Origin of the sequence: Streptomyces sp. NPDC048639 (assembly GCF_043199075.1) — a bacterium.
Lineage (GTDB): Bacteria > Actinomycetota > Actinomycetes > Streptomycetales > Streptomycetaceae > Streptomyces.
In genome coordinates, this window is the sequence record NZ_JBICVP010000011.1 from 91,670 (window position 1) to 104,409 (window position 12,740).

Annotated in this window: 10 protein-coding genes and 1 pseudogene; 1 reads left to right on the forward strand and 10 read right to left on the reverse strand. The window is 73.3% G+C overall.

The window, feature by feature from the left end; all coding sequences use genetic code 11:
* Nucleotides 1–179: 179 nt before the first annotated feature.
* The 10 genes and pseudogenes from ACGFNH_RS27565 to ACGFNH_RS27610 all read right to left on the reverse strand — a co-directional run bounded on the left by ACGFNH_RS27565 (nt 180) and on the right by ACGFNH_RS27610 (nt 11,431).
* Nucleotides 180–959, reverse strand: a complete 780-nt coding sequence (locus tag ACGFNH_RS27565) for an HAD-IIA family hydrolase (protein WP_360849305.1) — start codon at nt 957–959, stop codon at nt 180–182.
* A gap of 266 nt (nt 960–1,225) precedes the next feature.
* Nucleotides 1,226–2,311, reverse strand: coding sequence for a 2-aminoethylphosphonate ABC transporter substrate-binding protein (locus tag ACGFNH_RS27570; protein ID WP_393658181.1), 1,086 nt, complete (start codon nt 2,309–2,311; stop codon nt 1,226–1,228).
* A 24-nt stretch (nt 2,312–2,335) separates the two neighbouring features.
* Nucleotides 2,336–3,133 carry an ABC transporter permease gene (locus tag ACGFNH_RS27575; protein WP_393658183.1) on the reverse strand — a complete coding sequence of 266 codons (798 nt, stop codon included), beginning with the start codon at nt 3,131–3,133 and terminating at the stop codon, nt 2,336–2,338.
* Nucleotides 3,120–4,004: a 2-aminoethylphosphonate ABC transporter permease subunit gene (locus tag ACGFNH_RS27580; protein WP_393658448.1), complete on the reverse strand. Its 885-nt coding sequence runs from the start codon at nt 4,002–4,004 to the stop codon at nt 3,120–3,122. Before ACGFNH_RS27580 ends, ACGFNH_RS27575 begins: the two co-directional genes overlap by 14 nt.
* A 235-nt stretch (nt 4,005–4,239) precedes the next feature.
* A pseudogene (locus tag ACGFNH_RS27585) lies at nt 4,240–5,337 on the reverse strand (ABC transporter ATP-binding protein); the annotation flags it as partial.
* A gap of 1 nt (nt 5,338) precedes the next feature.
* Nucleotides 5,339–6,016 carry a phosphonatase-like hydrolase gene (locus tag ACGFNH_RS27590; protein ID WP_393658450.1) on the reverse strand — a complete coding sequence of 226 codons (678 nt, stop codon included), beginning with the start codon at nt 6,014–6,016 and terminating at the stop codon, nt 5,339–5,341.
* A 146-nt stretch (nt 6,017–6,162) separates the two neighbouring features.
* Nucleotides 6,163–7,281, reverse strand: a complete 1,119-nt coding sequence (locus ACGFNH_RS27595; RefSeq protein WP_393658185.1) for a TIGR03364 family FAD-dependent oxidoreductase — start codon at nt 7,279–7,281, stop codon at nt 6,163–6,165.
* A gap of 208 nt (nt 7,282–7,489) precedes the next feature.
* A complete protein-coding gene (locus ACGFNH_RS27600; RefSeq protein ID WP_393658187.1) occupies nt 7,490–8,278 on the reverse strand; it encodes a GntR family transcriptional regulator in 789 nt (262 codons plus the stop codon).
* Between the two features lie 454 nt (nt 8,279–8,732).
* Nucleotides 8,733–9,629, reverse strand: a complete 897-nt coding sequence (locus ACGFNH_RS27605; protein WP_393658189.1) for a hypothetical protein — start codon at nt 9,627–9,629, stop codon at nt 8,733–8,735.
* A 395-nt stretch (nt 9,630–10,024) separates the two neighbouring features.
* Entirely contained in the window at nt 10,025–11,431 is a 1,407-nt protein-coding gene (locus ACGFNH_RS27610) for an ROK family protein (protein WP_393658191.1), read from the reverse strand.
* 55 nt (nt 11,432–11,486) lie between these two features.
* Here ACGFNH_RS27610 and ACGFNH_RS27615 point away from each other — a divergent pair, with 55 nt between their 5' ends.
* On the forward strand, nt 11,487–12,734 hold the full coding sequence (locus ACGFNH_RS27615) for a Gfo/Idh/MocA family oxidoreductase (RefSeq protein ID WP_393658193.1): 1,248 nt from the start codon (nt 11,487–11,489) through the stop codon (nt 12,732–12,734).
* The last annotated feature ends 6 nt before the right edge of the window (nt 12,735–12,740 follow it).

Here is a 12,740-nt window from a genome sequence, read left to right on the forward strand (position 1 = left end):
GAGTGCCCGGATTGCTCCGTTCGGTGACCGTGCCCACCGGCTGCCGCACGCAGCGGCCGTGCGGAGGGGTGCTGCGCGCGTACGGAGGGGTCCGGCGTCCGTACGCGCGGGAGCGGCGGTCCGTGCGCGCGGGAGCGGCGGTCAGTACGCGCGGATGCGGCGGTCAGTGCGCCGCCGTGTCAGATGCGCTCGACGAGATCCGCGATCGAGTCCACGACGGTGGAGGGCCGGAACGGAAAGCGCTCGACCTCCTCCGGCTTCGTCAGCCCGGTGAGCACGAGGAAGGTCTCCATCCCCGCCTCCAGACCGGCCAGCACATCGGTGTCCATACGGTCGCCGATCATCGCGCTGGTCTCGGAGTGCGCCCCGATGGCGTTCAGCCCGGCCCGCATCATCAGCGGGTTCGGCTTGCCGACGAAGTACGGCTCGCGGCCGGTCGCCTTGGTGATCAGGGCCGCGACGGATCCGGTGGCGGGCAGCGCTCCCTCGGCGGAGGGCCCGGTCTCGTCGGGGTTGGTGGCGATGAACCGTGCGCCGTCGTTGATCAGGCGGATGGCCCTGGTCAGCGCCTCGAAGCTGTACGTACGGGTCTCGCCGAGCACCACGTAGTCCGGGTCGGCGTCGGTGAGGACGTAGCCGATGTCGTGCAGCGCGGTGGTCAGCCCGGCCTCGCCGATGACGTACGCGGTGCCGCCCGGCCGCTGGTCGTCCAGGAACTGCGCGGTGGCCAGGGCCGAGGTCCAGATGTGCGCGACGGGCACGTCGAGCCCCATCCGGGACAGCCGGGCGTGCAGGTCGCGCGCGGTGTAGATGGAGTTGTTCGTCAGCACCAGGAACGGCTTGCCCGACTCACGGAGCCGCTTGATGAAGGCGTCGGCCCCGGGGATCGGAATGCCTTCGTGTATGAGGACGCCGTCCATGTCGGTGAGCCAGGACTCGATCGGCTTGCGCTCCGCCACTGAACTGATCTCCGCTCTCGGTGGCCGGTGGTCCGAAAGTCTCAGCCTAACGGCGGCGGGCCGTGGACGACCCCGGCGTCCAGGGCGCGGACGGTCCGGCCCGGCAGAGCCCCGGCACGGGCCCGGACCGCCCGGCCCCGCGGCACACGGCACACGGCACACGGCACACGGCACACGGCACACGGTCGATCGGCACACGGTCGATCGGCACACGGCACACGGTCGATCGGCAGGCCCGTGACCGCGGCGCCCGCCCGTCACCGCGGTCAGCTTCCGGTGGCGGACTTCCAGGCGTCGAGGTAGCTGTCGAGGTTCTCCGCGATGTCCTTCCAGTCCGGCTCGAAGACCTCGACGCCGTCGACGATCGCGGCCAGCTCCTTCGCATCGGCGCCGGTCGCCTTGACGTCGCCGCGGGCCGGGAATCCGCCGCCGACCTCACTCGCCTGCCGCTGGGCGCCCTCACCGAGCATGAAGTCCAGCAGCTTCCGGGCGTTGGCGTCGTGCGGGGCGTTCTTCATCAGCCCGGCGGCGTACGGCAGGGCGAATGTCGTCGGCTTGCCGCCGTCCTTCGCCGGGAACCAGATGCCGAGGTTCGGCATGGACCGCGACTGGGCGTAGTTCATCTGCACGTCGCCGTTCGCGGCGAGGATCTCGCCCTTGTCGACCTTCGGTGCGAGCTTGCTGGTCGAGGACGACGGGCCGACGTTGTTGGCCTGGAGCTTCTTCAGATAGTCCATCGCCTGCCGCTGCCCGCCGAAGTCGTGCATGGCCTTGATGACGACGGCCGTACCGTCACCGGCGACACCGGGGGTGCTGTACTGCACCTTGTCGCGGTAGCGGGGGTCGAGGAGCTGCTCCCATGTGGTGGGGGCGGTCTTGAGCTCCTTCTTGTTGTAGACGAATCCGGCATAGTTGTTCACCACGGAGGTCCACGCTCCGTCACCCGCCTTGCCCGCGGCGGGTACCTGTTCGGATCCCCGCGGCTTGTACGTCTGCAACAGGCCCTTGTCGTCGGCCTGCTGGATGAAGGGCGGCAGGGTCACGAGGACGTCCGCCTGCGCGTTGGCCTTCTCCCGCACGGCGCGCTGCACCATCTCGCCCGAGCCGCCCTCGACGTACTCGACCTCGATGCCGGTCTTCTTCTCGAAGTCCGCGAAGACGCGGTCGTACCAGCCGTCGCCGTTCTCGCCCTTGAGGCCGTCGGCGCTGTAGACGGTGACGGCCTTCTCGTTCGACGCGGTGGTGGTGACGGAGCAGCCCGTCAGGAGTGCGGCCAGGGCGAGGCAGGCCGTGGCGGCGGCTATGGAGGTCAGGGAACGGGAACGGACGCGGGAGGGGCCGGAGCGGTGCATGGCGTTTCGTATCTCCTGGGGCGGCTAGCGGTACGAGGCCTTGGTTCGGATGCGGGAGACGGCGAGCAGCACGAGGAGCGTGGTGCCCATGAGGACGACGGACACGGCGGAACCGGTGAAGAGGGAGCCCCGGTCGGTGGCCGCGAAGATCCGGACGGGCAGCGGCGTCCAGTCCGGCGGGTAGAGCATCATCGTGGCGCTCAACTCCCCCATGGACAGGGCGAAGCAGAGGCCGGCGGCTGCTGTGAGGGACGGAAGCAGCAGCGGCAGCTTGACCCGCAACAGCACATACGAGGGGCGGGCGCCGAGCGCGGCGGCCGCCTGCTCGTAGGCCGGGTCGAGCCGGACGATCGCGGCGGACACGGACTGGTGGGCGAACGCGGTGACCAGGACGGTGTGCGCGAGGATCACGATCCATCGGGTCCCGTTGAGCAGCATCGGGGGCGTGCTGAACGCGACGAGGACGGCCAGGCCGACGACCACGGACGGCACGGCGACCGGCAGCATGAACAGCGCGTCCACGCACCGCCGTCCGCGCCTGCCGAGCGCCGCGGCGGCCAGCGCCGACCAGGTGCCGACGGCCAGGGCCAGCAGGCTCGCGGACACGGCCGTGACCAGGCTGGTGATCAGTGCCTGGAGGGAATCGCCGCGCACCGCGGACGCGTAGTGCCCGGTGGTCGGCCCCGACGGGAAGGGGCCGCTCCAGCTGGTGGAGAACGACGCCGCCAGGACGACGAGCAGCGGCAGGGCGAACAGCGGCAGGAAGAGCGCGATGAAGAGCACCTGGACGGCCCGGCGGCCCGTACGGCTATGCACCAGCACGGCGGCTCACCACCTTGTAGAGGCCGTAAAGCCCCACGGAGATCGCGACGTTGACGACGGCGACGACGCAGGCGCCCGGGTAGTCGGACTCCAGGATCGCCTTGCTGTAGACGAGCATCGGGAGGGTCGTGACGTCCTTGGCGCCGGTGAACAGCACGATCCCGAACTCGTTCAGGCACAGGACCAGCACCAAGCTCCCCCCGGCGGCGAGCGCCGGCAGCGCCTCGGGCAGGATCACCTGCCGCACGATCCGCGCCGGGCGTGCGCCGAGTGAGGCGGCGGCGTCGATCTGCGCGGTGTCGACCTGGGAGAACGCGGCGAGCAGCGGGCGCATCACGAACGGTGTGAAGTACGTGATCTCGGCCAGGACCACGCCCCACGGCGTGGTGAGGAAGCCGAAGGGTCCAGTGGCCGCGCCCGTCGCGTCCGCCCACAGCCCGTTGGCCATCCCGGCGGAGCCGTAGACGAACAGCAGGGCGAGGGTGATCAGGAAGGACGGGAAGGAGAGGAAGACGTCGATGAACTTCGACACCGCCCTGCCTCCCGGGAACGGCACGAAGGCGATGACCAGCGCGAGGAGGAAGCCGAGGACGAGGCAGCCGGCGGTGGAGGCGACGGCGATCCACACGGTGGTCGTCAGCGCTTCGCGGAACGCCTCGGAGGCGAAGACCTCGGTGTAGGGCTCCAACGAGGTGCCGCCCTCGTCGGGGGTGACGGACTGGCGCAGGACGAGCGCGAGCGGGTGGAGGAAGACCACCGCCAGAACGGCGACGGGCGGCACGGCCCACAGCCAGGCGGGGACGCGGCGGATACGGGCTGGGCGAGCGGGGCGGTCGGCGCGGCCGGGGCCAGGCCCGTACGGCGTGGCCAGGGGCGCGGCGGTGTCACTGGCCACGGGCAACTCCCCCAGGGCTCGCGGTGGGTGTGCTCCGGGAAGCGGGGTCCATGGGCTTCCCGGCCGGGCCGGTGGTCGTCACGGCGGTGGGCACCGCAGCCGGCGTGACGTCCGCCCGCGCAGCCGCCGTAGCGCCCGCCACCGTCGTAGCGCCCGCCGCCGTCGTGGACTCCGCCACCGCATCCGTCGTAGCCACCGCATCCGCCGTGGCGTCCGCCGCCGTGACCGGGAGCAGCACCGCGTCCTCCGGGGCGAAGGAGACGGCGGCCTCCTCGCCCAGCGCGGGCGGGACGCGCAGTTCGCGGACGTCCGCCTTCAGCCGTACGCCGCCCTCGGTCTCCACGAACAGCCGGTGCGTCGCCCCGCGCCACTGCACCTCGGCCACCCGCCCCCGCAGGGTGTTGGGCCCCTCCCCCAGCGACACCAGGTGCGGGCGGACGCACAGCGTCGCGGCGGCCCCGGGCGGTACGGGAGTGGCGGGTGCCTGGGCCCGCAGCTTCGTGCCGCCCAGGTCGACCACGGCGAGATCGCCGTCGGCCCCGGACTCCGCAGCGCTCAGCGTCACGGGCAGCAGGTTGGCGTTGCCGACGAACGAGGCGGTGAACTCGGTGCGCGGACTGCGGTAGAGGGCTTCGGGCGTGCCGCAGTCCCGCAGGCGGGCCCGGTCCATCAGCGCGATCCGGTCCGCCAGGGTCAACGCCTCCACCTGGTCGTGCGTGACGTAGAGGATGGAGACGTCGGGCAATTCACGGTGCAGGCGCGCCAGTTCGGCGAGCATGCCGCTGCGGAGCTGGGCGTCGAGGGCCGACAGCGGCTCGTCCAGGAGCAGGACGCCCGGACGTATCGCCAGCGCCCGGGCTATCGCCACGCGCTGCTGCTGTCCGCCGGACAACTCCCGCGGATAGCGCCGGGCGTAGGCCGCCATGCCCGTCATCTCCAGGGCCTCGGCGACCCGTTCGGCGATCTCGCGACGCGGTGCCTTGCGGGCCTTGAGCCCGAACGCCACGTTGTCCGCGACCCTCATGTGCGGGAAGAGCGCGTAGCTCTGGACGACCATGCCGATGCCGCGCCGGTGCGGGGGGAGCGCGGTGACGTCAAGCCCTCCGAGGAACACCCGTCCGGAGACGGGCCGTACGAATCCGGCGACCGCCCGCAGCGCGGTGGTCTTGCCGGAGCCGGAGGGGCCGAGAAGGGCCATCACCTCGCCCGGCTCGACGGTCAGGTCGAGCGAGTCGAGGACGACGTTCCTCCCGTACGCCACGGAGACGCTCTCGAAGCGGATCCCCGCGGCCGGCGCGGCGGCAGTCATCTCACACCACCCCGGTCCCCGTGGCGTTCGCGGGCACGGCCCCGACGACCGCAGGCAACTCCGTGACGGAGCCCAGGACATGGGTCGCGCCCGCGGCGGTCAACTGCTCGCGCGCGTGCGCTCCGGTGAGGACGCCCGCGACGACCGACGCACCGGCGCGGCGGCCCGTCAGCATGTCGTACGAGGTGTCGCCGCAGACCGCGATCTGCCGTACGTCGTCGGTGGCCGTGCGCAGCAGCGCGGTGAGCACCATGTCCGGGTACGGGCGGCCGCGGCCCGCGTCGGCCGGGCAGAGGGTGAGGTCGGCGATGTCGTACCAGCCGAGCGCGTCGAGGATGCGGTCCTGGGTGGCGCGCGAGAAGCCGGTGGTGAGCGCGACCTTGATGCCCGATTCTCGCAGTGTCCCGATGGCGTCGGCCGCGCCCGGCAGCGGCGCGCAGTGCCCGTCGTCGACGAGGTCGTGGTACGCCTTCTCGAAGGCCGTGTTGGCCTGCTGCGCGCGCTCCTCGTCACCGAAGAGGTGACGGAAGACGGAGATCTTGGACTCGCCCATCGTGGCCCGGACATAGTCGAGTTGGGCGGTGTGCTCGGCCGATCCGGGCTCGACGCCCAGCTGTTGGGCAGCGGCCGCGAAGGCCCGCTCGACGAGTCCGCCGTCGGCGACGGTGGTACCCGCCATGTCGAGGACGACGAGCCGGACGGCTGCGCCGGCTTCGGCGGTCCCGGTCGTGTCGGTGGCCGTGTCCTTGGCCGCGCTCGTGTCGGTGGCCGCGCTCGTGTCGGTGGCCTCGGCCGTCGTGTTGTCGCTGTTCTCGGTCATCTCTCCTACCAGCCCAGTTCGTCGGCGGTGGTCTCGGCGATCGCGGGGGCACAGGTCATGCCGCGGCCACCCGGCCCGGTAACCAGCCACACCCCGTCCTGCACCTGCTGCCGGTGCACGACCCGCCCCGTATCGGTGCACTGCGCGTACACCCCGGCCCAGCGGCGGCGGATCCTCGGCAGCGGCCGGCCGAGGATGCCCTCGACGACGCCGGCGAGGTGCTCGTACGGGTCCTCGACGACGTCGAAGCCGAACGGGTCCTCGTACTCGTGGGTGTCCCCGATGGTCAGGCCGCCGTCGCGGCGCTGGACCATCAGCAGTTGCATCCGGTGCGCGTCGGCGACCGGTGGCTGGGCCTGTGCGGCGGTCAGGGCGTCGAGCGCCTCGCCGCCGTAGGCCGGGTAGTAGCGGAAGCTGTCGGCGTCGGCGACCGAGGTGGTCAGCTCCTCGCCGAGCGGGTCGGTCTGCATCATCTGCAGGCGGACGCGGCGGACGGGCAGGTCGGGGACCAGTTCCCGGACGAGGCCGCCCAGCCAGGCTCCGGTGCACAGGACGACGGTGTCGCCGGTGTGCACCTCGCCGTGGTCGTCGCGTACAGCGGACGCGCCGACCTCGCGTACCTCGCGGCCGCCGAGGAAGGTGTAGCGGCCGGACTTCAGCAGCTCCGCCTTCAACGCCCGTTGTGCGGTACGCGGTTCGACGGCGGCGTCCCGCTCGCACCACAGGGCGGCCGACATCTCGCCGCGCAGGGCCGGGTTGAGGGCGCGCGCCTCGTCGGGGCCGAGCAGCTTGTAGCCGCGGGCGGCGGCGTCGGGGCGCTGCAGTACGGCCTGGGCGACGGCGAGTTCGGCCTCGTTCGTGACGACGGTGAGGGAGCCGTTGGGGCGGAAGCCGAGCTCGGGAACGCGCTCGCCGATGCCCTCCCAGAGGGCGCGGGCGCGCAGCGCGGTCTCCAGCTCCTCCCCTCCGGCGCGTCCACTGACCCAGACGAGGCCGAAGTTGCGCAGGGAGGCCCCGCGCGCCTCGCTCTCGCGCTCGATGTGGAGGACCTCATGGCCTCGCTCCACTGCGTGCCAGGCGTGCATGGTTCCCACCACGCCGGCTCCGACGACTATCACTCGCATGCCGTTGACGCTCCTTGGATCGGATGGCCCGGAAGGATCCGGTTGGCAAAGCCATGGTGAACGGGCAGGCAAATTTGGCCTAGACCCGTTATCCCTTCGTGATATTCATCCGCCCACTCTGCGGCGATATGTACCGTCTACGGATGCAACTGGGGCAGAGTTTCCAAGCTTTTGGACCCTTTATCCCTGGTTCAACTTCTCCGTCGCGTCAGTCCGAAGCGCCCGGCTGCCCCGTGCCCGGCCCCCCGAGGTGGGCAGTGAAACTGAACCGGTCCCCCCGGTAGAGGGAGCGGACCCGTTCCAGCGGGCGGCGGCCCGTGTCCCGCGACACCCGGTGGATCAGCAACATCGGAAGCGCGGGCGGTGTCCCGATCAGCAGCGCCTCACGCGGCGTGGCCAGAACCGTCTCCAGCCGCTCGTCCGCGTCGCCGAAGCCGATGCCGAGCCGGTCGTGCAGATAGACGTAGAAGGAGGAGTCGGGGTCGAAGTCGCCGTCGAGCCGTGGCACGCGCGCCACGGTGACGTAGGTGCTCTCCAGCCCGACCCGCTCGTCGTCCGCCAGCAGCACGCGCTCCAAGTGCCATACGGCCTCGCCGCGTTCGAACCCGGTCTCCTCTGCCAGCCGGTCGGGGCAGGGGAAGCGGTCGAGGCTGATGAGCGTACGGCCGGGGCGCCGGCCCTGACGGCGCACCCCCTCGGTGTAACTGGCCAGGGACAGCGGCTGCTCCAGCTTCGGCCCCGCGACCACCGTGCCCCTACCGGCCCGCCGCAGCCGCCCCTCCAGCAGCAGCTCGCGCAGCGCCTGCCGTACGGTCTCGCGCGAGACCTCGTAGCGCACCGAGAGGTCGCGCTCGGTCGGGAGCGGTTCGCCCTCGCCCAGTTCGTCGAGGAGGAGGGCGAGCCGGGTCTTGACGGCGTAGTACTTGGGCACGCGCCCGTGCTCCGGGACGCCGGAGCGGACGGGCGCGCCGGGCGCCTGGTCGTTGGGGTAGTCCACGGGGGGATCGTCGCAGACGGGCGGCGGGGTCGCCGCAGCGATACGTGATCACGTGCCGGGGGGGGACTGACGCAGTACGTGATCGCGTGCGGGGCGCTGACGCGGCACGTGATCACGGGAGTTGCCGCGGCCATCGCTTCCCCTGCCCCGACTCCTCGCAGGGTCACGCCGGCGGGCACGGCGGCGGGGCGGCAGGGCGCGGCGGCGGGCGGACGGGCCGTCGGGCCGTCGGGCCGTCGGGCCGTCGGGCCGTCGGGCCGTCGGGCCGTCGGGCCGTCGGGCCGTCGGGCCGTCGGGCCGTCGGGCCGTCGGATGAGCATGCACAGCAGCGGCGAACGCGTCACCGTGCGCGGACAGCGGCTCGCGCGTCAGCGTCCGCGGGCAGCGGCGGGCGGTTGCTTCAGCGTGCGATCCCCGCCGGGTTCTCGTCGGCCCGCGACGGTAAGCGGTCGCTTCAGCGTGTGCGGCGACGGGCGAGGGCCACGAGGACCGCGCCGCCCACCAGGCACACACCCGCCACGACCCCGAGCCAGGTCAGTGCGGCGCGGCCGGTCCTGGCGAGGACGTCGGCCTCGCCGGCGGTCTGCGGGCGTGGCGCGTTCGGCTGCTGCGCGCCCATGCCGTCGGAGCGCCGGGCCTCGTCCTGCCCGCCACCGGACCTGCCGTGCGCGTCGTCCCGTCCCGATCCGCTGCCGTCACCGGCCGTGCCGTCGCGCTGCCCGGTGTCCGCCGCAGTCGCGCTGCCGTCGCCGCGGATGTCGAACTCGTAGTCGTTGGACTCGCCGACCCAGTCGCCGTCGTCGTCCCGGCGCTGCACGGCCGCGACGTTCAGGCGGACGTGATCGCTCTTCGTGCCCTCGGCGAAGCCCATGCGCACCTTCACGGTGACCTTCTTGTGCGGCTTCACGGCGAAGCCGTCGAAGCCGTCGCCCTCGAAGACGCCGATGTGCTCGCGCTCCTCCGTGGTCTCGAAGCCGACGGTCCGCCACTCACCGGCCCCGCCGTCGTAGAACTCCAGCCCGATCCGCTCCGTGGCGAGTGCGCGGTTGCGGTCGACGAGGACGGCGATGGGGTGGATGTTGCGGCACTCGGCGTTCGTGGTGTTGCGCAGATCGAGGTTCCAGGTCGCCCTGTCGGCACCCGCCTCGTACGTCTTCCGGCCGTCGCGGATGCGGGCCTCGATGGGGAAGTCCTCGCTGTCCGGATCACCGCAGTACGGCGCGAGGGCGCGGTCGCGCGCCGCGGGCGGCTCCGTGGGATCCGCTGCGGCCGTGGTGGCGGGAAGGAGGATCAGGGCGGCGGGGGCGATCACAGCCAGGGCGGCGGCGAGTACGGGTGTACGCAGGCGCATGAGGGACCTTCGTGAGGGCGCGGCGATCGGCTGCGCACCGGCGAACGGTACGGCCGGTGCCCCCAGGACCCTGCCACGCGGGCCCGCGGACGGGGGTGGCGGCGGGCGCGCGGGCGGCGGAATCCCCCTCGATCAGCCGACGTTGCGCTGATCCGATGGAGGTGCGTCGCCCCGTCGCCACGGCGCCGCCCGTTCGGCGCGGGGCCGCTGTGCCGCCCGTTCGGCCGTTCGGCCGTTCGGCCGTTCGGCCGTTCGCCACCGTGCCGCCCGTTCGGCGCGAGGCCCGCCGCGCCGGGCGGAGCGTGGCAGGGGTGGTGCCGGGCGGAGCTGTTGCGGGGCTCGTGCCGGGCGGGGAGGCGGCGGGCGCGGCGGCGCAGGCCGGGCTCTGTGCGGCGTCAGGGGGCGGTTTCGGCGCGGCCGAAGAGGGGGGCGAGGACGAGTTGTGCGGCCCCGAGGGCGACCGCCCGCTCGCCGTCGGGCACGACAGAGACCGGCACCGTACGGCCGGTTTCCGCGCCGTCCCTTCCGGCGCGCTCGGCGACGACGGCCGACACGCCCCGTACGAACACCTCGGCGTCGGCCACGGCGACGCGTCCGCCGAGCAGGACGCGGTCGATGTCGAGCAGCCCGACGAGGTTGGCCGCCCCGGTGCCGAGGACGCGCGCCGCCTGCGCGATGTCGCCGCGCGCCACGGCCGCCAGGCACAGCGCCTCGATGCAGCCGCGGCCGCCGCACTCGCACGGCGGGCCGTCGAGCTGGACCACCTGGTGGCCGAACTCCCCTGCCGCGGTGCGGCTCCCGCGGTACAGCCCGCCGCCGAGGACGAGCCCGGCGCCGAGACCGGTCCCGACGTGGAGGTACGCGAACGACGCGTGGCCGCGGCCACCTCGTCCACCGCCGCCCCGGGCCACGTGTTCGGCCGGGGCTGCGTGTTCGGGCGGGGCTCCGTCGTCGGCCCCGTGTTCAGCCGCACCGCCTTCGGCCGGAGGCTCGTCGCGGCGCAGTGCCACGCCGAGAGCGGCGGCATTGGTGTCCTTGTCGAGGACGACGGGAAGGCCGAGCCGGGCGGCGAGCGCCTCACGCAGCGGAAACCCGTCCCACTGCGGCAGGCCGGTGACCCGGCCGAGCACGCCGCTGCGGTGGTCGAGCGGCCCGGGGCAGGCGACGCCGACGCCGATGACCGGCCAGGGCGCGCCCCCGGGCTCGTACGGCGCACCCGCCCCGAACTCGTACGGCGCACCGGTCGCCGCCGGGCCGAACGACGGACCCGCCCCGAACTCGTACGACGGGCCCGACCCGGGCTCGTACGACGGGCCCGGCCCAGGCTCGGCCGACGTGCCCGTCCCAGGCTCGTACGAAGCACCTGCCGCCGGGCCGGGACCGTGCCGCAGCAGTTCCCGGACCTCGGCCACCGCCCGCCGCAGCACGGCCTCCTCCCCCGCGCCGAAGTCGAAGGGCACACTCCGCACCGCGACCGGCTCGCCGGTCAGGTCCGTGAGGACTGCGGTCAGCTCGTCGCGGTCCAGGTGCAGCCCGACCGCACTGCGCGCGCCCCGGACCAGGCGCAGGACCGTGCGCGGCTTGCCGCCCGTCGAGGCGCGGCGGCCGGCCTCGGCGGCCAGGCCCGCCTGGCGCAGTCTCGCCGTGATCTTGCTGACGGCCTGTGGGGTCAGCCCGGTGCGCTCGGCCAGCTCCAGGCGGCTGATGCCGCCCTCCCCTGCCGTGCGCAGCAGATCGAGCACGAGCGCGGCGTTGTGGCTGCGCAGTGCGGGCAGATTGGCTCCGGAGTCACCCCTGTTCACGCGGCCATTCTCCCTCCCGCTTGCAGTTTGGCAACACCGTTGCTTAAGTGGCCCCATGACAGGCACTCCGACCGGCACCCCCGCCACCAGCAGCGCTCCGGGCACCGCCGCGGGCTCCGGCCGCGGCGCGAGCGGCCCCTTCCGCGTGGGGCTCGTCGGCTACGGCCTCGCGGGCTCCGTCTTCCACGCCCCCCTCATCACCGCGACCGAGGGCCTCGTGCTCGACACGGTCGTCACCTCCGACCCCGAGCGCCGCGAGCAGGCGCGCGCCGAGTACCCGGACGTACGGTTCGCGGACTCGCCCGACGAGCTGTGGCCACGGGCCGCCGGGGCCAGGGCCGGAGCCGGGGCCAGGGCCGGAGCCGGAGCCAGGGCCGGAGCCGGAGCCAGGACCGGAGCCGGAGCGGACCGTACGGGCCGGGACGACACTCTCGACCTGATCGTGATCGCGTCCCCGAACCGCACCCACGTGCCGATCGCCACCGCCGCGCTGGAGGCGGGCCTTCCGGTCGTCGTGGACAAGCCGGTCGCCGGGACCGCTTCCGAGGCCCGCTCCCTGGCGGCCCTCGCCGACGAGCGCGGTCTGCTGCTGTCCGTCTTCCAGAACCGCCGCTGGGACGCCGACTTCCTCACCCTCCGGGGGCTCCTCGCGGACGGCGGCCTGGGCACCGTCCAGCGCTTCGAGTCCCGTTTCGAACGGTGGCGGCCGCAGCTCAAGGGCGGCTGGCGCGAGTCCGGTGACCCGACCGAGATCGGCGGCCTGCTCTACGACCTCGGGAGCCACCTCGCGGACCAGGCAGTCGTCCTCTTCGGCCCGGCCGTACGGGTGTACGCGGAGTCCGACGTCCGCCGCCCCGGCGCCGAGGCCGACGACGACACCTTCATCGCGATCACGCACGCGAACGGGGTCCGCTCCCACCTCTGGGCCGGCGCCACGACCGCCCAACTCGGCCCCCGCTTCCGGCTCCTGGGAAGCAAGGCAGGCTATGTGAAGTACGGACTCGACCCGCAGGAAGCCGCCCTCCGCGAGGGCCTGCGCCCCGCGCCCGGCTGGGGAGCCGAGCCCGAGTCGCTGTGGGGGCGGATGGGCGCGGGCGAGTCTCCCCTGACCGGCGGCGGCACACCGGTGCCCACGGTCCCGGGCGACTACCCTGCCTATTACGCGGGCGTCGCCGCCGCCCTCCGCGACGGCACCCCACCGCCGGTGACGGCACACGAGGCAGCGGCGGCCCTGGACGTGCTCGAGGCTGCCCGCGTCTCGGCGCGGGAAGGCCGTACAGTCACGATCGGAGGTGACGCCTGATGGCTC

What these genes read in the sequence shown, in the direction of transcription:
- ACGFNH_RS27615 (WP_393658193.1), top strand. Translation starts at nt 11,487, where the DNA reads ATGACAGGCACTCCGACCGGCACCCCCGCCACCAGCAGCGCTCCGGGC.
- ACGFNH_RS27570 (WP_393658181.1), bottom strand. Translation starts at nt 2,311, where the DNA reads ATGCACCGCTCCGGCCCCTCCCGCGTCCGTTCCCGTTCCCTGACCTCC.
- ACGFNH_RS27590 (WP_393658450.1), bottom strand. Translation starts at nt 6,016, where the DNA reads ATGGCGGGTACCACCGTCGCCGACGGCGGACTCGTCGAGCGGGCCTTC.
- ACGFNH_RS27595 (WP_393658185.1), bottom strand. Translation starts at nt 7,281, where the DNA reads ATGCGAGTGATAGTCGTCGGAGCCGGCGTGGTGGGAACCATGCACGCC.
- ACGFNH_RS27605 (WP_393658189.1), bottom strand. Translation starts at nt 9,629, where the DNA reads ATGCGCCTGCGTACACCCGTACTCGCCGCCGCCCTGGCTGTGATCGCC.